Genomic DNA, 24074 nt, shown 5'->3' on the forward strand with positions numbered 1-24074 from the left:
TTAAGCATGGCTGCTGTAACTGCTGCAATGGTGAAAGAGCTGCGCGAGCGCACCGGGCTCGGCATGATGGAGTGCAAAAAAGCGCTGGTGGAAGCGGATGGCGACATCGAGAAAGCCATTGACGACCTGCGTAAGTCCGGCCAGGCGAAAGCCGCCAAGAAAGCCGGCCGCACCGCCGCCGAAGGCGCCGTGGTGGTGGCTTCCAGCGACGATAACACCCGCGCGGTGATGGTGGAGATCAACTCCGAAACCGACTTCGTGGCCCGTGATGACAACTTCCTGGGCTTCTGCGAAAAAGTTGCCGGTGCCGCTCTGGCCGCCGACGAAGTGGACGCCGCCAAGATCGGCGAGCTCAAGCTCGAAGAGGGCGCCACCGTGGAAGAAGCCCGTCAGGCGCTGGTTCAGAAAATCGGTGAGAACATCCAGGTGCGCCGCGCGGTGCGTCTGAACGCCACCGACGGCCTGGTCGGTTCCTACGTGCACGGCGGCAAGATCGGCGTGCTGGTGGCCCTGTCCGGTGGCGGCGACGCCGAGCTGGCCAAGGATGTGTCCATGCACGTGGCGGCCGTGGCGCCGATGGTGGTCAAGTCCGACCAGGTGCCCGAGGACGTGCTCGACAAAGAGCGTGAAATCATCCGTGCCCAGCCGGACATGGAAGGCAAGCCGGCGGAAATCGTCGAGAAGATGCTCGGCGGCCGCATCAACAAGTTCCTCAAGGAAGTGAGCCTGAACGATCAGCCGTTCGTGAAGGACCCCAACACCACCGTGGGCAAACTGGTGCAGGACGCCGGTGCCGAAGTGGTGGCGTTCGAGCGCCTGGTGGTCGGCGAGGGCATCGAGAAGGAAGAAGTGGACTTCGCCGCGGAAGTGATGGCACAGGCGAAGCAGTAAGCCCGCTGGGGCTTGGCTTTGTCGCGCTGCCGCGCAAGAACGCCTTGTTGGCCGAGCCCAGCAAGGCGTTTTTTTCGGGCGGACGCGCGGCCCGGGGCGTTATCGGGCGGGGAACGGGCCAAATCGGCCGGGTGCCTTGGCTTGATCGCCTCCAAATGGTTTCATTAACCGCCGGCAGCGAGCCGGCGGTCGGAAAAACGGCGGGTATTCATGAGTGGCGGAGATCAAGAGATGGCCAAGAACAAGGAGCGCTCGCCGCGCTACAACCGCATTCTGCTGAAGTTGAGCGGTGAGGCGTTGGCGGGCGAGGAGGGGTTCGGCATCGACCCCCGGGTGCTGGACACCCTGTCATTGGAAATTGGCCAGCTGGTGGGTATCGGCGTGCAAGTCGGGCTGGTGATCGGCGGCGGCAACCTGTTCCGTGGCGCCGCTTTGCAGACCGCCGGCCTGGACCGCGTGGCCGGTGACCACATGGGCATGCTGGCCACGGTAATGAACGGGCTGGCCATGCGCGATGCCCTGGAACGCTCCAATATCCGCACCCGTCTCATGTCGGCCATTCCCATGAGCGGTATCGTGGAGCATTATGACCACCGCAACGCCAACCGCCATCTCAAGAACGGCGAGGTGGTGATTTTCTGCGCCGGCACCGGCAATCCGTTCTTCACCACGGATTCCGCGGCCTGCCTGCGCGGCATCGAAATCAGCGCCGACGTGGTTCTTAAGGCCACCAAGGTGGACGGCGTCTACAATGACGATCCGGTGACCAATCCGCAGGCCGAGAAATACGATCGGTTGACCTACGACGAGGTCATCGACCGCAAGCTCGGCGTCATGGACCTGACCGCGATCTGTCTGTGCCGTGACCACGACATGCCGTTGCGTGTGTTCAACATGAACAAGCAGGGTGCGCTGCTGAGCCTGATGCTCGGCGGTAACGAGGGCACCCTGGTGGAAGCAGCCAGCGAGGAACAAAGGTGATCGAGGACATCCGGAAAGACGCCCAGTCACGCATGAAGAAAAGCCTTGAGGCGCTGGATTCGGCGCTCAAGAAAACCCGTACCGGGCGGGCCCATCCGAGCCTGCTGGACGGAATTCACGTGAGTTACTACGGGTCCGATACGCCGCTCAATCAGGTGGCCAATATCTCCGTGGAAGAGGGTCGCACCCTGATCGTGTCGCCGTTCGACAAATCCCTGGTTCCGGATGTGGAAAAGGCGATCATGACCTCCGATCTGGGGCTCAATCCCTCCACCGCCGGCACCGTGATCCGCTTGCCGCTGCCGCCGCTCACCGAGGAAACCCGCAAGGGCCTGGTGAAGCACGTGCGCGGTGAGGGCGAGAACGCCAAAGTGGCGATTCGCAATATCCGCCGTGACGCCAACGGTGACCTCAAGGACCTGCTCAAGGAGAAGGAAATCTCCGAGGATGAGGCCCGGCACGGCGAGGAACAGATCCAGCAGCTTACCGACAAGATGGTGGCTGAAGTGGACAAGATGCTGAAAGTGAAGGAAGAGGAGTTGATGACGGTATAAGCGGGCAGGGCGCAGCGCCCGCTCCGGCCGTTGTCCGAATACACTGAACGGTGATATCGGGATGCCGCTTGCGGCAGCCCGATCTTTTTTTATGGACGATAAGACACCCGACTCTTCCGCGCCGGATATCGACAGTCACCGGGGCGCCGTGCCCCGGCACCTGGCGATCATCATGGATGGCAACAACCGCTGGGCGCGGCATCGCGGCCTGCCCGGCGCGGACGGCCACCGCGCCGGCGAGCGCACCGTGCAGAAAGTGATCCGCCGGGCGGCCCGCCATGGCATCGAAGTGGTCACCCTGTTCGCCTTCAGCTCCGAGAACTGGCGCCGTCCCGAGGACGAGGTCAACCACCTCATGGGGCTGTTCGTGAACGCGCTCGGCGAGCGCGTCGACGAACTGCACGGCAACGGCGTGCGGCTGCGTTTCATCGGTGACCGCGACGCTTTCGTGGAGCCGTTGCGCCTGGGCATGGCCGAGGCCGAGGCGCGCACCGCCGGCAATGACCGCATGACCCTGGTGGTGGCGGTCAATTATGGTGGCCAGTGGGATCTGGCCCAGGCCGCCGCCTCCCTGGCCCGCGATGCCCGCGATGGCCGCCTGGACCCGGCGGACATCAACGCCGCCGCCCTCGACGCCCGTGTTTCCACCGCCGGCTTGCCGCCGCTTGATCTGTTGATCCGCACCGGTGGCGAGCGGCGTTTAAGCAATTTTCTGCTTTGGCAGGCGGCCTACGCGGAGTTGTACTTCACGCCGGCGCTGTGGCCGGATTTCGACGGCGACGCCCTGGATGCCGCCCTGGAAGACTATGCGGGCCGCCAGCGCCGTTTCGGTCGCTCCGGCGATCAGGTGAACGAGCCCGACGGAGAACAACAATGCTGAAACTCCGGGTGATCACCGCCCTGGTCCTGCTGCCCGTGGTTCTGGGGGCGGTTTTCGGGCTGGGGCGGACGCCCTTCGCGCTGGTGGCGGGGGCCTTCTTCCTGGTCGGTGGCTGGGAATGGTCGGCGATGATCGGCCGCTGGTCCCTGGCGCTGCGCCTGCTCTGGTGCGTGCTGCTGGCGGTGCTGATGGTGGCCGCCGAGACCCTGCGCCCGGCCTGGGTGCTTACCGTGCTGCCGCTGTGGTGGCTGCTCGCTCTGGTGGCGGTGCTGGGCTATCCGCGCAATGCCCGCTACTGGTTCCGGCCGGCGCTGATGGCGCCGGTGGGCTGGCTGCTGCTGGTGCCGTCCTGGATGGCGGTGGTGGAGCTGCAGGACCACGGTGCCCTGGGGCTGGCCGGCCCCTGGGCATTGTTGTTCATTCTGGTCTGGGTGTGGGCGGCGGATACCGGCGCCTACTTCGCCGGACGTGCCCTGGGCCGCCACAAGCTGGCGCCCCTGGTGAGCCCCGGCAAGACCGTGGAAGGCCTGGTCGGTGGCGTGGTGCTGGCCCTGGCGGTGGTGGCGGCGGTGTTCTACACCGGCTGGCTGAATGCCTCGCTGCCGGCGCTCATGGTGGTGGCCCTGATGACGGTCCTGGCCTCGGTGCTGGGTGATTTGTTCGAGAGCATGGTCAAGCGCGAGCGTGGCATCAAGGACAGCGGCACGGTGCTGCCCGGCCACGGCGGCATGCTGGACCGTATCGACAGCGTCACCGCGGCGCTGCCGGTGGCGCTGGCCGGCCTCAACTGGTTCGCGCTCCCGGGAGGTCATCCTTGATCGGGAAGACTGAGCCCGTTGAAGCGGTTACCATTCTCGGCGCCACCGGCAGCATCGGTCGCCAGACCCTGGACGTGCTGGCGCGCCACCCGGAGCGCTACCGAGTGGTCGGCCTGACCGCCGGCCATCGCTGGCGGGAACTGGCCGAACACTGCCTGGCCTGGCACCCGCGCTACGCCGCCCTGGCCGACGAGGCCGGCGCCGAGGCGCTCCGGAACCATCTCCGGGAGGCCGGGTCTGACACCGAGGTCCTGGGTGGCCACGAGGGCGTGGCCCGCGTGGCGGCCCTGGACGAGGCGGATACCGTGGTGGCGGCCATCGTCGGCGCCGCCGGCGTGCGGCCGACTCTGGCGGCGGTGGAGGCGGGCAAGAAGATCCTGCTCGCCAACAAGGAGACCCTGGTGGTCACCGGCGCTCTGTTCATGGACGCCGTGAAACACCACGGCGCCACGCTGTTGCCGGTGGATTCGGAGCACAACGCCATCTTCCAGTGCCTGCCCGCCGACGGCGTGGGCCCCGGCGTTCGGCGCCTGCTGCTGACCGCTTCCGGCGGCCCTTTTCTGGGCTGGGACCGGGCGCGGCTGGCGTCGGTGACGCCGGAGCAGGCGGTACGCCATCCCAACTGGGACATGGGCCCGAAGATTTCCGTGGACTCCGCCACCCTGATGAACAAAGGGCTGGAGTTCATCGAGGCGTGCTGGCTGTTCGACGTGCCGCCGGCGCGCATCGAGGTGGTGATTCACCCGCAAAGCGTGGTGCACTCCATGGTCGAGTACCTGGATGGTTCGGTGCTGGCGCAGATGGGCACGCCGGACATGCGCACGCCGATCGCTTGCGCCTTGTCCTGGCCGGATCGTATTGAATCCGGCGCGCCGGGGCTGGATTTCGCGGCCCTGGCGGGCCTGGATTTCCAGGCCCCGGACGACGCGGCCTTTCCCTGCCTGGGGCTGGCCCGTCAGGCCATGGAAACCGGCGGCGCCGCCACCGCGGTGCTCAATGCCGCCAACGAGGAGGCGGTGGCCGCCTTTCTCGACCGCCGCCTGAGCTTCAACGGCATCGGAGCGGTGGTGGCGGAGACCCTGTCGCGACTGCCGGCGCCGGCCTGCGCCGACGTGGACGCGGTGATGAATGTGGATAGCGAGGCGCGCGGCCTGGCCCGGCGCCTGATCGAGGAGAAGGCATGCTGACGCTGCTGGCCTTTGTGGTCACCATCGTGGTCATCGTGGCATTTCATGAGTGGGGCCACTTTCTGGCCATGCGCGCTTTCGGTGTGCGCGTGCTCACCTTCTCCGTGGGGTTCGGCCCGCGCCTGGCGCGTTTTACCGACAAAAAAGGCACCGACTGGGTAATCAGCGCCATTCCCCTGGGCGGCTTCGTCAAGCCGCTGGATCGCCGTGACGATGAACTGCCGCCGGACGCCCGCGAGGACGAGGAGTTCTCCGGCAAGCCGGCCTGGCAGCGGGTGGTGGTCTATGCCGCCGGCCCGGTGTTCAATTTCATTCTTGCCTTCCTGATCTACTGGCTGCTGATGATGGCCGTGGGCCAGCGCGACAGCCTGGCGGTGGTGGGCGCGCCGGCGCCGCAATCGGCGGCGGCCGAGGCCGGTTTCCAGGCCGGTGACCAGTGGCTGGCGGTGGATGGCCGCGAGGTGGAAGGCTGGCAGGACGTGATCAGCGCCCTGGTGCTGCACCTGGGCGAGGAAGCACCGGTGCCGGTACGGGTCCGCGAGGCCGGCGGCGGCACCACGGTGCGCGAGCTGAACCTGGGCCCGTGGTCCGCCGATCCGGAGCAATCGCCGTTCTCCGCCCTGGGCCTGCACCAGGCGGTGCTGATTGGCCGGGTCGCCGAGGACAGCGGCGCCACCCGTTCCGACATCCGCGTCGGCGATCAGGTGCTGACCACCGCCGACGAGCCGGTCACCGGTTGGACGTCCTGGCGTGATCTGCTGCAGGCCAGCGCCGGCGAGGCGCTGCCCGCCACCGTGCTGCGCGACGGTCGTCAGGTGTCACTGACGTTGTATCCGTTGCCGGTGGAGTATCAGGGGCGCACCGTGGGCCAGTTGGGCGTGGCGCCCGGCGGCCTGGTGGAGCACACCTACAATCCCGTGGCCGCGGTGGGTGCCGCCGGTGATCGTTTCGCCCAACAGGTGAACGTGATCTGGGCCAGCGTGGTCAAGTTATTCACCGGGCATTTGCCGCTGGACAGTCTCGGCGGCCCGGTGACCATTGCCCAGGTGGCCGGTGAAAGCGCCGCCGTGGGTTTCGCCAGCTTCCTTATGCTGCTGGCGTATCTGAGCATCACCCTCGGGGTGATCAATTTGCTGCCCGTGCCCATGCTGGACGGTGGCTGGATTCTCTTCGGCATCATTGAAATGATACGCGGGCGCAGCCTGCCGGAGCGGTTGCTGATGACCGCTCAGGGCGTGGGGCTGACGCTGGTGGTCAGTTTCATGTTGTTGGCCATCTATAACGACCTGGTGCGACAGTTTTCATGAATTTCGCCGCGAATAACCCTCTAAGTCGCCTGCTTGGCGCCACGCTCGTCATCGTTTCTTTCTGCATTTTCTTCCCGGCCCAGGCGCAAACGTCCGCCGGACTGTTGCCGTACAAGGTCCATGACATCCGCGTCGAGGGCCTGCAGCGGTTGCCGGTGGAACGGGTCTACGCGGCCCTGCCGATCCAGCCCGGTGACACCATCGACAAGGATGACGTGCGCGAGGCGGTCAAGCGGCTGTTCGCCACCGGCAACTACGAGAATGTGCAACTGGGCCGCGACGGCGACGATCTGGTGGTGGTGGTGGCCGAGCGCCCCAGCATCGCCCGCATCGAGCTGGACGGGAACAAGTCGATTCAGGAAGAGGACCTGCGCAAGGGGCTCACCCAGGCCGGCCTGGCCGAGGGCGAGGTGTTCCAGCGCTCCACCCTGGAGTCGATCTCCGGCGAGCTGGAGCGCCAGTACATCGCCCAGGGCCGTTATGGCGCGGACATCGAAACCGAGGTGACGCCGCTGCCGCGCAACCGGGTGGCTCTCAAGATCAACATCTACGAGGGCAAGGCGGCGCGCATCAGCGACATCAATATCGTCGGCAATACCCTGTTCAGCGACGAGGAATTGCTCGAGGACTTTGAGCTCAGCCCGTCCCACTTCTGGTCGTTCATCAAGGGCGACGATAAATATTCCCGTCAACGTCTGGCCGGTGACCTGGAACGGTTGCGTTCCTATTACCTGGACCGGGGCTACATCAACTTCTCCATCGAATCCACCCAGGTGTCCGTGACTCCGGATCGCGAACGTGTGCTGATCACCGTGAACGTGGCCGAGGGCGAGCAGTTCCGCGTCAACGACGTGCAGCTTTCCGGTGATCTGGTGGTCAGCGAGAAGGAGTTGAAACCGCTGGTGGTGATCCAGAAGGGCCAGGTGTTCAGCCAGCAACTGGTGACCTACACCAGTGACCTGATCAAGCGCCGCCTGGGCAACGAAGGCTACACCTTCGCCGAGGTGCGCGGCGTGGAGCAGGAGACCGGCGACGGCAATACCGTGGACGTGACCTTCTACGTGGATCCGGGTCGCCGCGTCTATGTGCGCCGCATCGGCTTCAGCGGCAACGCCAAGACTTCCGACGAAGTGCTGCGCCGCGAGCTGCGTCAGTTCGAGGACGCGCCGGCCAACACTTCTCTGATCGATCTTTCCCGGGAACGTCTGCAGCGGCTCGGCTACTTCAGTACCGTGCAGGCGGATACCGAGCGGGTGCCGGGCTCCGAGGATCTGGTGGACGTGAACTATGACGTGGAAGAGCAGCCGTCCGGTTCCATCGGCGCCAACGTGGGCTATTCCGATGCCTCCGGCGTGATCTTCGGCGCCAACATCAGCCAGAACAACTTCCGTGGCAGCGGCAACCGGGTGTCGTTCTCCCTGAGCCGCAGTGATATCCGCGACTCCTACAGCTTCTCGCACTACAACCCGTACTACACTCTGGACGGGGTGAGCCGGGGCTTCAGCCTGTTCTACTCGAAAATCGACTTCGACGAGACCCGCATCTCGTCCTACGCGGCGGACCGCGCCGGCGGCTCGGTGACCTTCGGTTATCCGATTTCCGAATACACCCGTCTGAACTTCGGCGGTGGTGTCGAGCAGACCAAGGTGCAGCGCGGCGACTACATCGCCGTGGCGATCGATGATTTCATCGAGCAGGAAGGCGAGAAGTTCAACGAGTTCAAGTTCAATGCCTCGCTGCGCACCAGCACCCTGAACCGCGGCATCCTGCCGGATCGTGGCTGGGCCAGCACCTTCGAGCTGGAGACCGCGGTGCCCGGCTCCGATTACCTGTTCTATAAAGTGAGCTGGGAAGGGGAGAAGTACTTCCCGATCGTTGGCGACTGGACGCTGCGTACCCGCGCCAACGTGGGTTACGGTGACGGCTACGGCGACGATGAAGTGCTGCCGTTCTTCGAAGCCTACTACGCCGGCGGCATCGGTTCGGTGCGCGGTTTTGAGTCGCGTTCACTGGGCCCGCGTTCCGAAGCGCTTTACTATCAGCAGCAGGGCACCAACGATCCCGATCCGGACCCGATTGGTGGTAACCTGCTCACCGAAGCCAGCCTGGAGCTGATCTTCCCGACGCCGTTCGCGGCCGACTCGCGCAGCGTGCGGACTTTCCTGTTCGCCGACGCGGGCAATGTGTTCGAGACCCAGCGCACCGATATCGGCGACGATTTCGATGCCACCGAACTGCGCACCTCCGTGGGCATCGGGCTGAGCTGGCTGACCGCCATCGGCCCGCTCAGCTTCAACCTGGCCACGCCGATCAACGATGAATCCGGCGACGACACGGAAGTGTTCCAGTTCTCCCTGGGCCAAACTTTCTAGGAGTTAAACATGAAAAAAATTCTGCTTGCCGTTTTCCTCATCCTGCCCGCTCTGGCCGCCGCCGAGCAGCGCGTCGGCGTGGTCGATCCGATTGGCGCCCTCCAGCAGGCCGAGGAATTCCAGGACCGTTTTGAAAAACTGGAATCTTCCCTGAAGGACGAGCAGTCCCGCCTCGACCGCCTCGGCGGTGAAGTGGAGAAGCTGCGTGGTCGCCTGGAGAAAGAGGGCATGACCATGAGCGAGGACCAGCGTCAGGATCTGCAGACCCAGGGTCAGCAGAAAATGATCGAGCTGCAGAACCTGCGTAAATCCGCCCAGCGCAAAATGGGCAAGGGCCAGCAGGAAATCCTTGATGTCATGGAGCCCAAGCTCAAGCAGGCGGTGGAAACCGTGGCCGAGCGGGAGAACCTGGACCTGGTGGTCAATGCCCAGGCGGTGGTGTACGTGCAATCCGACATGGACATCACCGAGGCGGTCACCAAACAGCTCAATGCGATGAAGTAAGCCAATGTCGGTGACACTGGCCTACCTCGCCGAATATCTGGACGCCGAGCTGCACGGCCCGGCGGACCGGGAAGTGGCCGGGCTGGGGACCCTGGCCACCGCCGGCGCCGACCGGCTCAGCTTCCTGGCCAACCCGCGTTACCGCGCGCAACTGGAAAGCACCGGCGCCGGCGCCGTGCTGCTGCGCGCCGATCAGGTCGAGCACTGCCCGACGGCGGCGCTGGTGGTGGACGACCCCTACATGGCCTATGCCCGCGTCAGCCATGTGTTCGACACCGCGCCGGCGCCGGACGCCGGCGTCCATCCGTCGGCGGTGGTGGCACCGTCGGCCCGGGTGCCGGCGTCGGCGAGTATCGGTCCCAATGTGGTGATCGAGGCGGACGTGGTGCTGGGGGAGGGCGTGGTGATCGGCGCCAACACGGTGATCGGCGCCCGCACCGAGCTGGGTGATGGCTGTCATATCTGGCCAAATGTTACAATTTACCATGGTGTGACGATCGGGCCGCGCACTATCATACACGCCCATTGCGTGGTGGGTGCCGACGGCTTTGGTTTCGCGCCCGGCCCCGGTGGCTGGACCAAGATCGCCCAGGTGGGCGGCGTGCGTATCGGCGCCGATGTGGAAATCGGCGCCGGCACCACCATCGACCGGGGCGCCATCGACGACACCGTCATCGGTAATGGCGTGATCCTGGACAACCAGATCCAGGTGGCCCACAACGTGGTGATCGGTGACTTCACCGCCATCGCCGGCAAGGTGGGCATCGCCGGCAGCGCGCGTATCGGTTCGCAGTGCATGATCGGCGGCGCGGTGGGTATATCCGGCCACCTGGAGATCTGCGACAAGGTTCAGGTGCTGGGCATGTCGCTGGTGTCCCGCTCGATCACCGAGCCCGGCACCTACGGTTCGGCGCTGCCGGTGGACAAGCAGGATCGCTACCGCCGCAATGTGGCCCGTTTTCGGCACCTGGACGAACTCCATCGCCGGGTGCGTAAGCTAGAGCGCGACGCCGGGGACTAGCCCCCGGCCCGCGACTCACATCTGTTTGGATAATGCTCATGATGGACATCCATGAGGTGAGGGAATACCTGCCTCACCGCTATCCCTTTTTGCTGGTCGACCGCGTGGTCTCCGTGGAGCCGGGCAAACGCATCGAGGCGTACAAAAACGTCTCCATCAACGAGCCCTTCTTCAACGGGCACTTTCCCCAGGAACCGATCATGCCCGGCGTGCTGATCATCGAGGCGCTGGCCCAGGCCGCCGGCATCCTCGGTTTCGTCACCGAGAACAAGCGCCCGGCGGACGGTTTCATTTATCTGCTGGTGGGTACCGACAAGGCCCGTTTCAAGCGTCAGGTGGTGCCCGGCGACCGGCTCGCCCTGCACGCCGACTGGCTCACCCTGCGCCGCAACATCGCCAAATTCTCCTGCCGCGCCGAGGTGGACGGCAAGCTGGTGGCGGCCTGCGATCTGCTGGTGGCCGAACAGCGGGTGTGAAGCGCCCCCGAGGTCGTCGCGATGAGCGGTGGCCCCGGGGTATACTCGTCGCCTTCCCATACCATTTCGCAACGCCAGGGTGGACCCTCTCCAACCATGATTCATCCCACAGCCATCATCGACCCCAAGGCGGAACTGGCCAGCGACGTGGAAGTCGGGCCGTACTCCGTGATCGGAGCCCATGTGACCATTGGCGCGGGTACCGTGATCGGCCCGCACGTGGTGATCCAGGGCCCGACCCGCATTGGTGAGAACAACCGCATCTTTCAGTTCGCGTCCGTGGGCGAGGAATGCCAGGACAAGAAGTACCGGGGCGAACCCACCCGCCTGGAGATCGGTGACAACAACGTGATCCGCGAGCACTGCACCCTGCATCGCGGCACCGTCCAGGACGAGGGCATCACCAGCCTGGGCAACAACAATTTGCTCATGGCCACCGTGCACGTGGCCCATGACTGCCGCATCGGCAACGACAACATCTTCGCCAACACCACCGGCATCGCCGGCCACGTGAAGATCGGCGATGGCGTGATCCTCGGCGGCATGACCGGCATCCATCAGTTCTGCCGTATCGGCTCCTACGCCATGACCGCCGGTTGCAGCCTGGTGCTCAAGGATATCCCCGCCTTCGTGATGGTGGGCGGTAACCCGGCGGCGGCGCGCAGCATGAACTTCGAGGGCATGCGCCGGCGCGGCTGGGACGCGGACGTGATCGCCACCCTGCGGCGTGCCTACAAAACCGTGTTCCGCCGTGGCCTGACCCTGGAGCAGGCGCTTGCCGAGCTGGAGCCCGGGCAGGACGACTGCCCGCCGCTGGCCCTGTTCCTGGATTCCCTGCGCGCCTCGGAACGCGGCATCACCCGTTGACGGTATCCGCCATGGATGCCTCCAACGCCCCCCTGATCGCGCTGATCGCCGGAGAAACCTCCGGCGATCTGCTCGGCGCCGGCCTGATCGAGGCGCTGCGCCGGCGCTGGCCGGACGCGCGCTTCATCGGTGTCGGCGGCGAGCGCATGGCCGCCGCCGGCCAGCACAGCCTGTTTCCCATGGAAAAGCTCTCCGTGATGGGGCTCACCGAGGTGATCCGCCATCTGCCGGAGCTGTTCCGTCTGCGCCGGCGGTTGGTGGGCGACCTGCTGGCGCGTCGCCCGGCGGTGGTGATTACCATCGATTCCCCGGATTTCACCCTGGGCGTGGCCAAGCGGGTCCATGCCGCCGGTCTCAAGACCGTGCACTACGTCAGCCCCTCGGTATGGGCCTGGCGCCAGGGCCGGGTGAAGGGCATCCGCCGCGACGTGGACCACATGCTCACCCTGTTTCCGTTCGAGGCCCGCTTCTATGAGGAACATGGCGTGCCGGTGACCTTCGTCGGCCACCCGCTGGCCGACATGATCGGGCTCAGCGTGGACACCGCCGGCGCCCGCGAGGAGCTGGGCCTGGAGGTGGAGGGCCGCGTGCTGGCGGTGTTGCCCGGCAGCCGGGGCGGCGAAGTGGGGCAGTTGCTGCCTGATTTCACCGACGCCATGGCGCGGTTACACCAGCGTTACCCGGACCTGCGTTTCGTAATCCCCGCCGCCAACGCCGCCCGCCGCGCCCAGATCGACGCCGCTCTGGGCGGCACCGAGCTGCCGGTGACGGTGGTGGACGGCCAGGGCCGCACCGTGATGGCCGCCGCCGACGTGGTGATGATGGCGTCCGGCACCGCCACCCTGGAGGGGCTGCTGCTCAAGAAGCCCATGGTGGTGGGTTACCGGCTCGGGGCGATCAGCTATGCGATCCTGTCGCGGCTGGTGAAAAGCGAATACGTGGCGCTGCCCAACCTGCTGTGCCGCAAGCCCCTGGTGCCGGAACTGGTGCAGAACGCGCTCAGCGGCGCCGCCCTGGCGGACGCGGTGGCCGGCTGGTTGGATGACCCGGACGGCGTCGCCCGCCTCAAGGACGACTTCACCCGGGTCCATGAACAACTGCGCGGCGGCGCCAGCGAGAAAGCCGCCGAGGCGGTGGCCGCCGTGATCGCCGGGGATGTGGCCAATGACTGATCCGTTCGCCGAGTACCGGCTGGCCGAGCCGTTTTACCCCAGCGCCTTCGCCTGGCGCGCCGGCATGCGCCTGGCCGGCGTCGACGAGGTGGGCCGGGGGCCGCTGGTGGGCGCCGTGGTCACCGCCGCCGTGGTGCTGGACCCGGCCCGGCCCATTGATGGCCTGGCGGATTCCAAGAAGCTCACCCCGGCGCGCCGCGAGCGGCTCGCCACGGCGATCCGTGAGCGCGCCCTGGGCTGGGCCCTGGGCCGGGCCGAACCGGATGAGATCGATCGCCTGAACATCTACCACGCCACCCATCTGGCCATGGTACGGGCGGTGGAAGCCCTGACTATTGACGTGGACGCGGTGCTGGTGGACGGTAATCGAAGCCCGACGTTCGCCTGCCCCTCCGAACCGGTGGTCAAGGGCGACGGTCGGGTGCCGGCGATCGCCGCCGCCTCGATTCTCGCCAAGGTGGCCCGCGACGCGGAAATGGTGGTCCTGCATCGGCGCTATCCACGGTACGGCTTCGACCGCCACAAGGGCTATCCCACGGCCGCCCACCTCGCCGCCCTGCGCGAGCACGGCCCGCTCGCCGAACACCGCCGCTCCTTCGCGCCGGTGGCGGCATGTTATGAATCGCAAGGCCCAGAATCACAGGAGTCCGGCCGTGACTGAACCCCGTTTCGTCCATTTGCGCGTGCACACCGATTATTCCCTGGTGGACGGCGTGGCCCGCGTCAAGGAGTTGATCAAGGCCAGCGTCGACCAGCGCATGCCGGCGGTGGCGGTCACCGACGAAAACAACCTGTTCGCGCTGATCAAGTTCTATTCCGGTGCCATGAACGCCGGCCTCAAGCCGATCATGGGCGCCGACCTGTGGCTGCAGGCCGACGACCCGGAGGACGAGCCCCATTACCTGTGCTGCCTGGTGCAGAACGAGGCCGGCTACCGCAACCTCACCCTGCTGATCAGCCGTGCCTGGCAGCATAACCAGCACCGCGATAGAGCCATGATCCGCCGGGAATGGCTGCTGGAACTCAATGAAGGCCTGATTCTGCTGTCCGGTGCCCGGGTTGGCGACGTGGGGCGCCTGCTGCTGTCCGGCAAGACCGACGCCGCCGCGCAGCGTGCCCGGGAATATCAGGAAGTGTTCGGCGACCGCTTCTACCTGGAAGTGCAGCGCACCGAACGGCCCGGCGACGAGGACTGCCTGCACGCCAGCGTCGCCCTGGCCGCCGACCTGGGGCTGCCGGTGGTGGCCACCAACGACGTGCGCTTCGTGCGCCGTGAGGATTTCGAGGCCCATGAGGCCCGCGTCTGCATTCACGACGGCAACGCTCTGGACGACCCGCGCCGGCCCCGCAAGTACTCCGAGGCACAGTATCTGAAAAGCGCCGAGGAAATGGCGGAGCTGTTCTCCGACCTGCCGGAGGCACTGGAAAACAGCGTCGAGATCGCCCGCCGCTGCACCCTGGACATCCGCCTGGGCGAGAACTTCCTGCCGGAATTCCCGATCCCCGAGGGGCTGACCATCGAGGAATACCTGGAAAAGGTCTCCGAGGAAGGGCTGGAAACCCGCCTGGGCCGCATCCTGGACCCGGCGGCGGAGGACTATGAGGCCCAGCGTGGCGTTTATTACGAGCGGCTGGAAATGGAGCTGGGCATCATCAACCAGATGGGCTTCCCCGGCTACTTCCTGATCGTGGCGGACTTCATTCAGTGGGCCAAGGACAACCAGGTACCGGTGGGCCCGGGCCGGGGCTCCGGCGCCGGCTCCCTGGTGGCCTACGCGCTGGGTATTACCGACCTGGACCCGATTGAATACGACCTGCTGTTCGAACGGTTCCTGAACCCGGAACGGGTCTCCATGCCCGACTTCGACGTGGACTTCTGCATGGAGAAGCGCGACCGGGTGATCAATTACGTGGCCGACAAGTACGGCCGCGACGCGGTGAGTCAGATCATCACCTTCGGCACCATGGCCGCCAAGGCGGTGGTGCGCGACGTGGCGCGGGTGCAGGGCAAGCCCTACGGCATGGCCGACCGCCTCTCCAAGATGATCCCCGGCACCCCGGGCATGACCCTGGCCAAGGCTCTGGAGCAGGAAGACAACCTGCGCGAATTCCTGGAGGACGACGGCAACCCGGACAAGGAAGCGGTCAACGAGATCATGGAAATGGCCTTCAAGCTGGAAGGCCTGACCCGCAACGTGGGCAAGCACGCCGGCGGCGTGGTGATCGCCCCGGGCAAGCTCACCGACTTCGCGCCGCTGCACTGCGACGAGGAAGGCGACAACCTGGTCACCCAGTACGACAAGGACGACGTGGAAGCCGCCGGCCTGGTGAAGTTCGACTTCCTGGGCCTGAAGACGCTGACCATCATCGACTGGGCGGTGAAGGCCGCCAACGTGCGCCGCGCCCGGGATGGCGAGGGGCCGCTGGAAATCGAGCGTATTCCGCTCGATGACAAGCCCAGCTTCGAGTTGCTCAAGAAAGGCGACACCACCGCCGTGTTCCAGCTTGAAAGCCAGGGCATGAAGGAGCTGATCAAGAAGCTCAAGCCCGATGTCTTCGAGGACATCATCGCGCTGGTGGCGTTGTACCGTCCCGGGCCGCTGGAATCGGGCATGGTGGACAACTTCATCAACCGGAAGCACGGTCGCGAGCCGGTGTCCTACCCGGACCCGCAATACCAGCACGACTGGCTCAAGCCGATCCTCAAGCCCACCTACGGGGTGATCCTGTACCAGGAACAGGTGATGCAGATCGCCCAGGTACTGGCCGGCTACACGCTGGGCGGCGCGGACATGCTGCGCCGCGCCATGGGTAAGAAGAAGCCCGAGGAAATGGCCAAGCAGCGCGAGATCTTCCAGTCCGGCGCCGAGGAGAAGGGCATTGATCCGGATCTGGCGATGAAGATCTTCGACCTGGTGGAGAAGTTCGCCGGCTACGGCTTCAACAAATCCCACTCCGCCGCCTACGCGTTGGTGGCCTACCAGACCGCCTGGCTCAAGGCCCATTATCCGGCGGAGTTCATGGCCGCGGTGATCTCCGCGGATATGCAGAACACCGACAAGGTGGTGACCTTCATCGACGAGGCCAAGAACATGGGCCTGCGGGTGTTGCCGCCGGATGTGAATTCCTGTGGCTACCGGTTCACCGTTAACCCGGAAGGTGACATCGTCTACGGTCTGGGCGCCATCAAGGGCCTCGGCGAGGGCCCCATCGACGCCATCGTCAATGCGCGCGGGCAGGGCGACGCCGAAAGCGCCGGCGGCGAAGCCAGTGAGAAAGCCTTCGAGGATCTGTTCGATTTCTGCCGCCGCATCGATCTCAAGAAGATCAACAAACGCTCCCTGGAGGCCCTGGTGCGCGCCGGCGCTCTGGACAAGCTCGGGCCCAACGGCCACTTCAGCGACCGTGCCGTGTTGCTGGCCACGCTGCCGGATGCCATCGCCGCCGCCGAGCAGGACGCCCGCAACCAGGAAGCGGGGATGATGGATCTGTTCGGCGGTGGTGGTGACGACCAGCCGGCCACCGTGGTGGCCTGGAAACCGGCCCGGGAATGGAACGATGACATCCGCCTTAACGGCGAACGGGATACCCTGGGGCTGTTCCTCACCGGCCACCCCATCGACCAGTTCGAAACCGAGGTGCGACAGTTCGTCACCAGCCGCCTGAACGCCCTGCAGCCCACCGGCAAGGGCGAGGCCGCCACCGTCGCCGGCCTGGTGGTGGCGCTGCGTATCACGCGCAGCAAGCGCAGCGGCGAGCGCATGGCGTTCATCACCCTGGACGATAAAACCGGTCGCCTGGAGGTGTCGGTGTTCGGCAAGACCTTCGCCCAATACGGCGAGCGGGTGCAGAAGGACGCCCTGCTGGTGGTGCGTGGCGGTGTGCGCATGGATGACTACACCGGTGGTTTCAACCTGGTGGCCGACGAGGTCATGGACATGAGTCAGGCCCGGGAAACCTTCGGCCGCCGGCTACGCGTCAAGGTGCCGGTGGAGGACAACCTGCCGGAGGTGCTTGGCCGTACCCTGGCGCCGTACCGCGCCAATGGGCAGGGCGGTGGCCTGACGGTGCTGCTGGATCTGAGCCACCAGGAAGCGGACGCGGCGCTGTTCCTCGGCGACGACTGGCGGGTGATTCCGCACGAGTCCCTGGTGGATGATCTGCGCGGGCGCTACGGCGACAAGTCGGTGACGTTGGAGTATTGACTGAGGGCGCAACCTCGCTGGCACGCAGCACGCTTGCACGCAACACGCTTGCACGCTCAACCCTTAACCGGGTTGGTGTGACGTGTTTCCTGTTAGCACCGGCCCCCGGCCCCGCAGAAAACACACCAACGATCTCCGCGCCGGGTCTAGCGTGCCAGCGTGCCAGCGTGCCAGCGTGCCAGCGTGCCGCGCCGCCGGTAACAACTTGCAACCTAAGAGGGAAGCCGGTCTCTCGACGCTGTCCGGGCCTTGCGGCTACACTTACCGGCACCGTAGAAAGGGGTAGCACATGAATCCGAATTTCCTCGAATTTGAACAACCCATCGCCGATTTGGAAGCGAAAATCGAGGAACTCCGGCTGGTGGGCAGTGGCAGTGAGGTCAATATCTCCGAGGAGATCGCCAAGCTGCAGGAAAAAAGCATCGCCCTCACCGAGAACATCTTCGGCAATCTGACCGCCTGGCAGATTTCCCAGCTGGCGCGACATCCGAAGCGGCCCTATACGCTGGATTACGTGCAGCGGCTGTTCGGCGGGTTCGACGAACTGCACGGCGACCGCGCCTTCGCCGACGATCCGGCCATTGTCGGTGGCGTCACCCGCCTGGACGACCAGCCGGTAATGGTGATCGGCCACCAGAAGGGCCGCGAGGTGAAGGAAAAGGTGCGCCGCAATTTCGGCATGCCCAAGCCGGAGGGCTACCGCAAGGCGCTGCGCCTGATGGAAATGGCCGAACGCTTCAAGATGCCGATCCTCACCTTTATCGACACCCCCGGGGCCTTCCCCGGTATCGACGCGGAAGAGCGTGGCCAGTCCGAGGCCATCGCCCGCAATCTGCGCGTCATGTCCCGTCTCAAGGTGCCGATCATCGCCACCGTGATTGGCGAAGGCGGCTCCGGTGGGGCCCTGGCCATTGGCGTCTGCGACCATCTGCAGATGCTGGAATATTCCACCTACTCGGTGATCTCCCCGGAAGGTTGCGCGTCGATCCTGTGGCGCAGCGCCGACAAGGCCCCGGAGGCCGCCGAGGCCATGGGAGTGGGCGCCGGCCGCCTGCACGAGCTGGGCATCGTCGATCAGGTGATCAAGGAACCTCTGGGCGGCGCCCACCGGGATCATGAGCAGGCCGCCGATGCCATCCGTCGTGCCCTGGTCGAGCAACTCGCCGGTCTCGGTGAGCTGCCGGTGGAGGAACTGGTGGAGCGTCGCTACCGGCGGCTGATGAGCTACGGCAACGTGGCCACCGACGCCGCCGACGACTGAGCGGGGCGCGGTCATGGCGCCCCCGACCCACTCCTCCATGGACGAACTGAGCGCCGAGCTGGCCCGGCGCGCCCCGCCCGGGCCCCTGTGGCTGGCATTTAGCGGCGGGCTCGACTCCACCGTTCTTCTCCATCTTCTCGCCGGCGCCGGCCTCGGCGCCCGCCTCACCGCCTTGCACGTGGACCACGGGCTGCATCCCGACAGTGCCGCCTGGGCCGCCCATTGCCAGACGGTGGCCCGGCATCTGGGGGTCGCCTTCGAGAGCACCAAGGTGACCGTGGACCGGGCCGCCGGCCTGGAAGCCGGTGCCCGGGACGCCCGTTACCGGGCGCTCACGGCCCGCGCCGGCAGCGCTACCCTGATCACCGCCCACCATCGGGACGACCAGGCCGAGACACTGTTGCTGCGGCTGTTACGGGGGGCCGGCGTGGCCGGCCTGGCGGCCATCCGTGAGCACGGGCGCCGGGGCGACACGCCGCTATGGCGGCCTCTGCTGGGTCTGTCGCGGCGGCGGTTGCTGGAACGGGCGGAGCAGGGCGGCTGGTCCTGGCTGGAAGACCCCAGTAACACGGACCAGAGCCTGGATCGCAATTACCTGCGCGGCACCGTGCTACCGGCCCTGTCGCGGCGCTGGCCTGGGGTTTTGGCGACCCTGGCCCGGGCCGCCGATCACCAGGCCGAGGCCGCCGCGTTGCTCGACGAGCGCGCCGCCGAGGACGCCGCCGCCCTGGGCGCCACCGGGGACCGGCTGGCGCTGACGGTGGCCTCGCTGAGCGGCCCCCGGCGCCGCAATCTGCTGCGCTGGTGGTTGCGGGAAGCCGGCGCCGGCGCGCCCAGCCAGGCCCTGCTGGCGCAGATCGAGGGGCTGCTGGCGGCACCGGCGGACCGCGCCGCCCGGGTGGAGTGGGGCGGCTGGCAACTGCGCCGTTTCGGCGGCGAGCTGCACCTGCTGGACCGCGCTACCCTGGCGCCGCTGACGGAGGAATGGGGCTGGCCACCGGGCCAGGATGCGTTCTCCCTTGGCGCTTGGCGGCTGGAGCCGGTGGCGGACGCTCCGGCGCCCCCGGCACCGGCCTCCACGCCGCTGCTCTGGAGGCCCCGGGACGCCGGCCCGCTGCGTCTGGTACCCGCTACCGGCGGTGAGCGGCTGTTCCGTAACGGCTGTCATCAGCGGGTCTCGGAATTGTGGCGCGCCGCCGGCGTGCCGCCCTGGCGCCGCGCCCAGTGGCCACTGGTCTACGAGGGTGACACCCTGCGTTGCGTGCCCGGGGTGGGGGTGGCGGATGCCTGGCGCGACCGGCGGTTGGAGGTGTGGCGGCTGGAGGCGGTTGTTGCGCCGGACGCTTGACGCCGGACGCCGGACGACGGACGCTCAACCCGGTTCGGAAAGCGTTGGCGTGTTTTCCGTGATGCTGATATGCGACTGGCAGGAAACACCCGTATGCCTTCCGCCACGGGTTAGGCGTCCGGCGTCAAGCATCCGGCCTCCATCCCCCAAGTAAAATCCCCACCTTTCCAGTAGCCCGCCCGACCCCGTTCTGTTACCATTTCTTCCCATCCTGACGTCGCGCAACTCCCTGATATCGCGGGGGTTCCAGCCGTCGACAGCCCGTTTCAACGTGTCCAGAACAGAGAACCTTTGCCCCCTTCGGCGGGCAAGGGTATTTTTTTTGGATGGCGAGTGTGTTCGGGCCGCGCGGTGAGCGCGTTCAATCCATGACATATTCTGGTGGGTGCATGGCACGTTTTATTTTCGTCACCGGTGGGGTGGTGTCGTCCCTGGGCAAGGGCATTACCTCGGCGTCCCTCGCTTCCTTGCTGGAAGCCCGTGGCCTCAAGGTCACCCTGATCAAGATGGACCCCTACATCAACGTGGACCCGGGCACCATGAGCCCTTATCAGCACGGCGAGGTGTTCGTCACCGAGGATGGCGCCGAGACTGATCTGGACCTGGGCCACTATGAGCGTTTCATCCGCACCCGGCTGAGCCGCCGCAACAGTTTCACCACCGGTCGCGTCTATCAGGACGTGCTGGACAAGGAGCGGCGCGGTGAATACCTGGGAGCCACCGTGCAGGTGATCCCGCACATCACCGATGAGATCAAGCTCAAGATCCAGGAAGGCGCCGGCGACGCCGACGTGGCGATCGTGGAGATCGGCGGTACCGCCGGCGACATCGAATCGCTGCCGTTCCTGGAAGCGGTGCGCCAGATGCGCGTGGAGCTGGGTTCCAGCCGTTCCCTGCTGGTGCACCTGACGCTGGTGCCGTACATCGCCTCCGCCGGCGAGATCAAGACCAAGCCTACCCAGCACTCGGTCAAGGAGCTGCGCTCCATCGGCCTGCAGCCGGACATGCTGGTATGTCGGGCCGATCACCCGATTCCCCAGGGGGCGCGCGAGAAGATCGCGCTGTTCACCAACGTGGAAGCCCGCGCCGTGGTGTCCTGCCCGGACTCGAAAACCATCTACGCGGTGCCCCGTGTGCTCCACGAGCAGGGCATGGACGACATCATCGTCGAGAAATTCGGCCTCGACCTGCCCGCCCCGGACCTCACCGAATGGGACCGGGTGGTGGAAGCACAGCTCAACCCCGAGCACGAAATCACCATCGGCATGGTTGGCAAGTACATCGATCTGGCGGACGCCTACAAGTCCCTCAACGAGGCACTGATGCACGCCGGCATCGCCACCCGGGCCCGGGTCAATATCCGTTATATCGACGCCGAGGACATCGAGCGCGAGGGCACCGGCGAGCTGAACAAGGTGGACGCCATTCTGGTGCCCGGTGGCTTCGGCGACCGGGGCACCGAAGGCAAGATCGCCGCCATTCGCTACGCCCGTGAGAACAAGGTGCCGTACCTGGGCATCTGCCTGGGCATGCAGCTGGCGGTGATCGAGTACGCCCGCGACGTGGCCGGTATCGGCGACGCCCATTCCACCGAGCTCAAGCCCGGCACGGCCAGCCCGGTGGTGGCGCTGATCACCGAATGGACCCGCGAGGATGGCGCCAAGGAGACCCGCTCGGAAGCTTCGGACCTGGGTGGTACCATGCGCCTGGGCGGTCAGGAGTGCGTGCTTGACGAAAGCTCCCTGGCGGCGCGTTGCTATGGCCACACCCATATCATCGAACGCCACCGTCACCGCTACGAGGTGAACAACAATTTCGTGGCGCGTCTGGAAGAGGCGGGCCTGCGCATCGCCGGTCGTTCCGGGGACGGTGAGCTGGTGGAAGTGATCGAGGTGGCCGACCATCCGTGGTTCGTGGCCTGCCAGTTCCACCCGGAATTCACCTCCACGCCCCGTGACGGCCACGGCCTGTTCAAGGGCTACGTGGAAGCGGCCCTGGCGGCCCACCAGGCCGCTGGCAAAGAGTAAGGACAGCGACGATGACGGACCCCATCACCCTGCGGCTCGGCGACCTGAGCTTCGGCAACGACCAGCCCATGGCGCTGTTTGGCGGCATGAACGTGCTGGAATCCCGGGACCTGGCCATGCGCGTGGCGGAAGCCTACGCCGAGGCCACCACCGCCCTGAACATCCCCTGGGTGTTCAAGGCCAGCTTCGACAAGGCCAACCGCTCGTCGCTGCATTCGTTTCGCGGGCCGGGCCTGGAAGAAGGCCTGAAGATCTTCCAGGAGATCAAGGACACCTACGACTGCCCGATCATCACCGACGTGCACGAGCCCTATCAGGCGGCGCCGGTGGCGGAGGTGGCCGACATCATCCAGCTGCCCGCCTTCCTGGCGCGGCAGACCGATCTGGTGGTGGCGATGGCCAGAACCGGCGCCATCATCAACATCAAGAAACCCCAGTTCGTCGCGCCCCAGGAAATGAAGCACATCCTGCACAAGTGCGAGGAAGCCGGGAACGACAAACTGATTCTGTGCGAGCGCGGTTCCTGCTTCGGTTACAACAACCTGGTGGTGGACATGCTCGGCTTCGGCATCATGAAGCAGTTCCGCTACCCGCTGTTCTTCGATGTCACCCATGCGCTGCAAATGCCCGGCGGCCGGTCCGATTCCGCCGGTGGCCGCCGCCAGCAGGTGGGCGAGCTGGCCCGCGCCGGCATCAGCCAGGGTATCGCCGGCCTGTTCCTGGAGGCCCACCCGGACCCGGACAACGCCAAGTGCGATGGCCCCTGCGCCCTGCGCCTGGACCGGCTGCAGCCATTCCTTGAACAAATGCAAACCCTGGATAATGCCGTCAAGGCGTTGCCCGCCTTCGACAACCACTGAGTTCGTATCTAGAGAGACCGACCCATGTCCAAAATCGTCGACGTCAAGGCCCGCGAGATTCTCGATTCCCGCGGCAACCCCACCATCGAAGCCGATGTGATCCTGGAGTCCGGCCACAGCGCCAGCGCCTGCGCCCCCAGTGGCGCCTCCACCGGCTCCCGGGAAGCGCTGGAACTGCGCGACGGCGACAAGAGCCGTTACCTGGGCAAGGGCGTGACCCGCGCGGTGGGCAACGTCAATTCCCAGATCCGTGAACTGCTGGTGGGCGTGGACGCCGCCGACCAGCGCGGCCTGGACCAGGCCATGATCGACGCCGACGGCACCGAGAACAAAGGCAACCTGGGCGCCAACGCGATCCTGGCGGTGTCCCTGGCCGCCGCCAAGGCGGAAGCCCTGGCCCAGGGCAAGCCGCTCTACGAATACATCTCCGACCTGCAGGACGACGACAACGAGTACTCCCTGCCGGTGCCGATGATGAACATCATCAACGGCGGTGAGCACGCCGATAACAACGTGGACATTCAGGAATTCATGATCCAGCCGGTGGGCGCGCCCACCGTGGCCGAGGCGATCCGTTACGGCGCCGAGGTGTTTCACGCGCTCAAGGGCGTGCTCAAGGCCCGTGGCCTGAACACCGCCGTCGGCGACGAAGGCGGTTTCGCGCCGGACCTGCCCAGCAACGAGGCGGCCCTGGAAGCGATCATGGAAGCCATCGACAAGGCGGGCTACAAGGCCGGCGAGGACATCACCCTGGCCCTGGATTGCGCCTCCAGCGAATTCTACAAGGATGGCCAGTACGTGCTGGCCGGCGAGAACCGCAGCATGGATTCCGCCGGCTTCGCCGATTATCTGGCCGAGCTGTGCGACCGTTACCCGATCATCTCCATCGAGGATGGCATGGACGAGTCCGACTGGGACGGCTGGAAGATCCTCACCGAGAAGCTCGGTGACAAGGTGCAGTTGGTGGGCGACGACCTGTTCGTGACCAACACCAAGATCCTCAAGCGCGGCATCGACGAGAAGGTGGCCAACTCGATCCTGATCAAGTTCAACCAGATCGGCTCCCTGTCCGAGACCCTGGACGCCATCAAGATGGCCAAGGACGCCGGCTACACGGCGGTGATCTCCCACCGCAGTGGCGAGACCGCCGACACCACCATCGCCGACCTGGCGGTGGCCACCGCCGCCGGCCAGATCAAGACCGGTTCCTTGTGCCGCTCCGACCGGGTGGCCAAGTACAACCGTCTGATCCGCATCGAAGAGGAACTGGGACGTGCCGCTTACAACGGCCGCCAAGAATTCCGGTTCCTGTAAGCCCTTGAAGGCCGGTCTGCCGACGGTCG

20 protein-coding genes are annotated in these 24074 nt (G+C 66.0%); all 20 read left to right on the forward strand.

What is annotated here, in order from left to right:
• Window positions 1–6 precede the first annotated feature (6 nt).
• Window positions 7–891 carry a translation elongation factor Ts gene (tsf, locus tag ACLD02_RS13815; RefSeq protein WP_203100228.1) on the forward strand — a complete coding sequence of 295 codons (885 nt, stop codon included), beginning with the start codon at window positions 7–9 and terminating at the stop codon, window positions 889–891.
• 231 nt (window positions 892–1122) lie between these two features.
• Window positions 1123–1872, forward strand: coding sequence for a UMP kinase (gene pyrH, locus ACLD02_RS13820; RefSeq protein ID WP_203100226.1), 750 nt, complete (start codon window positions 1123–1125; stop codon window positions 1870–1872).
• Window positions 1869–2426 (forward strand): ribosome recycling factor, encoded by a 558-nt coding sequence (gene frr / locus ACLD02_RS13825; RefSeq protein ID WP_203100224.1) that lies wholly within the window; start codon window positions 1869–1871, stop codon window positions 2424–2426. The genes pyrH and frr overlap by 4 nt, the downstream gene beginning before the upstream one ends.
• Window positions 2427–2517: 91 nt before the next feature.
• Window positions 2518–3306 carry a polyprenyl diphosphate synthase gene (uppS, locus tag ACLD02_RS13830; protein ID WP_410298965.1) on the forward strand — a complete coding sequence of 263 codons (789 nt, stop codon included), beginning with the start codon at window positions 2518–2520 and terminating at the stop codon, window positions 3304–3306.
• Window positions 3300–4124, forward strand: a complete 825-nt coding sequence (locus ACLD02_RS13835) for a phosphatidate cytidylyltransferase (RefSeq protein WP_203100220.1) — start codon at window positions 3300–3302, stop codon at window positions 4122–4124. Before uppS ends, ACLD02_RS13835 begins: the two co-directional genes overlap by 7 nt.
• Complete coding sequence (gene ispC, locus ACLD02_RS13840) at window positions 4121–5311, forward strand: 1-deoxy-D-xylulose-5-phosphate reductoisomerase (RefSeq protein ID WP_238400766.1); 1191 nt, start codon at window positions 4121–4123, stop codon at window positions 5309–5311. The genes ACLD02_RS13835 and ispC overlap by 4 nt, the downstream gene beginning before the upstream one ends.
• Entirely contained in the window at window positions 5305–6618 is a 1314-nt protein-coding gene (gene rseP, locus ACLD02_RS13845; RefSeq protein ID WP_410298966.1) for an RIP metalloprotease RseP, read from the forward strand. The genes ispC and rseP overlap by 7 nt, the downstream gene beginning before the upstream one ends.
• On the forward strand, window positions 6615–8990 hold the full coding sequence (bamA, locus tag ACLD02_RS13850; protein ID WP_203100216.1) for an outer membrane protein assembly factor BamA: 2376 nt from the start codon (window positions 6615–6617) through the stop codon (window positions 8988–8990). Before rseP ends, bamA begins: the two co-directional genes overlap by 4 nt.
• Window positions 8991–8999: 9 nt before the next feature.
• Window positions 9000–9494, forward strand: a complete 495-nt coding sequence (locus ACLD02_RS13855) for an OmpH family outer membrane protein (RefSeq protein WP_203100214.1) — start codon at window positions 9000–9002, stop codon at window positions 9492–9494.
• A gap of 4 nt (window positions 9495–9498) precedes the next feature.
• Window positions 9499–10515, forward strand: coding sequence for a UDP-3-O-(3-hydroxymyristoyl)glucosamine N-acyltransferase (gene lpxD, locus ACLD02_RS13860; RefSeq protein ID WP_203100212.1), 1017 nt, complete (start codon window positions 9499–9501; stop codon window positions 10513–10515).
• A gap of 38 nt (window positions 10516–10553) precedes the next feature.
• Entirely contained in the window at window positions 10554–10991 is a 438-nt protein-coding gene (fabZ, locus tag ACLD02_RS13865; RefSeq protein WP_203100210.1) for a 3-hydroxyacyl-ACP dehydratase FabZ, read from the forward strand.
• Between the two features lie 96 nt (window positions 10992–11087).
• Window positions 11088–11858 carry an acyl-ACP--UDP-N-acetylglucosamine O-acyltransferase gene (lpxA, locus tag ACLD02_RS13870; RefSeq protein ID WP_203100208.1) on the forward strand — a complete coding sequence of 257 codons (771 nt, stop codon included), beginning with the start codon at window positions 11088–11090 and terminating at the stop codon, window positions 11856–11858.
• 11 nt (window positions 11859–11869) lie between these two features.
• Window positions 11870–13030, forward strand: coding sequence for a lipid-A-disaccharide synthase (lpxB, locus tag ACLD02_RS13875; RefSeq protein ID WP_410298967.1), 1161 nt, complete (start codon window positions 11870–11872; stop codon window positions 13028–13030).
• Complete coding sequence (gene rnhB, locus ACLD02_RS13880; protein WP_410298968.1) at window positions 13023–13691, forward strand: ribonuclease HII; 669 nt, start codon at window positions 13023–13025, stop codon at window positions 13689–13691. Before lpxB ends, rnhB begins: the two co-directional genes overlap by 8 nt.
• Entirely contained in the window at window positions 13684–17235 is a 3552-nt protein-coding gene (dnaE, locus tag ACLD02_RS13885; RefSeq protein ID WP_203100202.1) for a DNA polymerase III subunit alpha, read from the forward strand. The genes rnhB and dnaE overlap by 8 nt, the downstream gene beginning before the upstream one ends.
• Window positions 17236–17524: 289 nt before the next feature.
• Window positions 17525–18496, forward strand: coding sequence for an acetyl-CoA carboxylase carboxyltransferase subunit alpha (locus ACLD02_RS13890; RefSeq protein WP_203100200.1), 972 nt, complete (start codon window positions 17525–17527; stop codon window positions 18494–18496).
• A 13-nt stretch (window positions 18497–18509) separates the two neighbouring features.
• A complete protein-coding gene (tilS, locus tag ACLD02_RS13895; protein WP_410298969.1) occupies window positions 18510–19844 on the forward strand; it encodes a tRNA lysidine(34) synthetase TilS in 1335 nt (444 codons plus the stop codon).
• Window positions 19845–20233: 389 nt separating this feature from the next.
• The gene (locus tag ACLD02_RS13900) at window positions 20234–21871 is read left to right on the forward strand and encodes a CTP synthase (RefSeq protein ID WP_410298970.1); all 1638 of its coding nucleotides are present in this window, start codon (window positions 20234–20236) and stop codon (window positions 21869–21871) included.
• 11 nt (window positions 21872–21882) lie between these two features.
• The gene (kdsA, locus tag ACLD02_RS13905; RefSeq protein WP_410298971.1) at window positions 21883–22731 is read left to right on the forward strand and encodes a 3-deoxy-8-phosphooctulonate synthase; all 849 of its coding nucleotides are present in this window, start codon (window positions 21883–21885) and stop codon (window positions 22729–22731) included.
• A gap of 24 nt (window positions 22732–22755) precedes the next feature.
• Window positions 22756–24045: a phosphopyruvate hydratase gene (gene eno / locus ACLD02_RS13910; protein WP_203100194.1), complete on the forward strand. Its 1290-nt coding sequence runs from the start codon at window positions 22756–22758 to the stop codon at window positions 24043–24045.
• Window positions 24046–24074 lie beyond the last annotated feature (29 nt).

The sequence above is a fragment of the Alloalcanivorax sp. C16-2 genome (assembly GCF_046507615.1).
In the GTDB taxonomy this organism is placed as follows: domain Bacteria; phylum Pseudomonadota; class Gammaproteobacteria; order Pseudomonadales; family Alcanivoracaceae; genus Alloalcanivorax; species Alloalcanivorax marinus_A.

Excerpts from the sequence above, each read along its gene's own strand:
- rnhB (WP_410298968.1), top strand. The coding sequence starts at position 13,023 with ATGACTGATCCGTTCGCCGAGTACCGGCTGGCCGAGCCGTTTTACCCC.
- fabZ (WP_203100210.1), top strand. The coding sequence starts at position 10,554 with ATGATGGACATCCATGAGGTGAGGGAATACCTGCCTCACCGCTATCCC.
- ACLD02_RS13855 (WP_203100214.1), top strand. The coding sequence starts at position 9,000 with ATGAAAAAAATTCTGCTTGCCGTTTTCCTCATCCTGCCCGCTCTGGCC.
- eno (WP_203100194.1), top strand. The coding sequence starts at position 22,756 with ATGTCCAAAATCGTCGACGTCAAGGCCCGCGAGATTCTCGATTCCCGC.
- uppS (WP_410298965.1), top strand. The coding sequence starts at position 2,518 with ATGGACGATAAGACACCCGACTCTTCCGCGCCGGATATCGACAGTCAC.
- rseP (WP_410298966.1), top strand. The coding sequence starts at position 5,305 with ATGCTGACGCTGCTGGCCTTTGTGGTCACCATCGTGGTCATCGTGGCA.
- pyrH (WP_203100226.1), top strand. The coding sequence starts at position 1,123 with ATGGCCAAGAACAAGGAGCGCTCGCCGCGCTACAACCGCATTCTGCTG.
- tilS (WP_410298969.1), top strand. The coding sequence starts at position 18,510 with ATGGCGCCCCCGACCCACTCCTCCATGGACGAACTGAGCGCCGAGCTG.
- lpxA (WP_203100208.1), top strand. The coding sequence starts at position 11,088 with ATGATTCATCCCACAGCCATCATCGACCCCAAGGCGGAACTGGCCAGC.
- tsf (WP_203100228.1), top strand. The coding sequence starts at position 7 with ATGGCTGCTGTAACTGCTGCAATGGTGAAAGAGCTGCGCGAGCGCACC.
- ACLD02_RS13900 (WP_410298970.1), top strand. The coding sequence starts at position 20,234 with ATGGCACGTTTTATTTTCGTCACCGGTGGGGTGGTGTCGTCCCTGGGC.
- ACLD02_RS13835 (WP_203100220.1), top strand. The coding sequence starts at position 3,300 with ATGCTGAAACTCCGGGTGATCACCGCCCTGGTCCTGCTGCCCGTGGTT.
- bamA (WP_203100216.1), top strand. The coding sequence starts at position 6,615 with ATGAATTTCGCCGCGAATAACCCTCTAAGTCGCCTGCTTGGCGCCACG.
- lpxD (WP_203100212.1), top strand. The coding sequence starts at position 9,499 with ATGTCGGTGACACTGGCCTACCTCGCCGAATATCTGGACGCCGAGCTG.
- ACLD02_RS13890 (WP_203100200.1), top strand. The coding sequence starts at position 17,525 with ATGAATCCGAATTTCCTCGAATTTGAACAACCCATCGCCGATTTGGAA.
- kdsA (WP_410298971.1), top strand. The coding sequence starts at position 21,883 with ATGACGGACCCCATCACCCTGCGGCTCGGCGACCTGAGCTTCGGCAAC.
- lpxB (WP_410298967.1), top strand. The coding sequence starts at position 11,870 with ATGGATGCCTCCAACGCCCCCCTGATCGCGCTGATCGCCGGAGAAACC.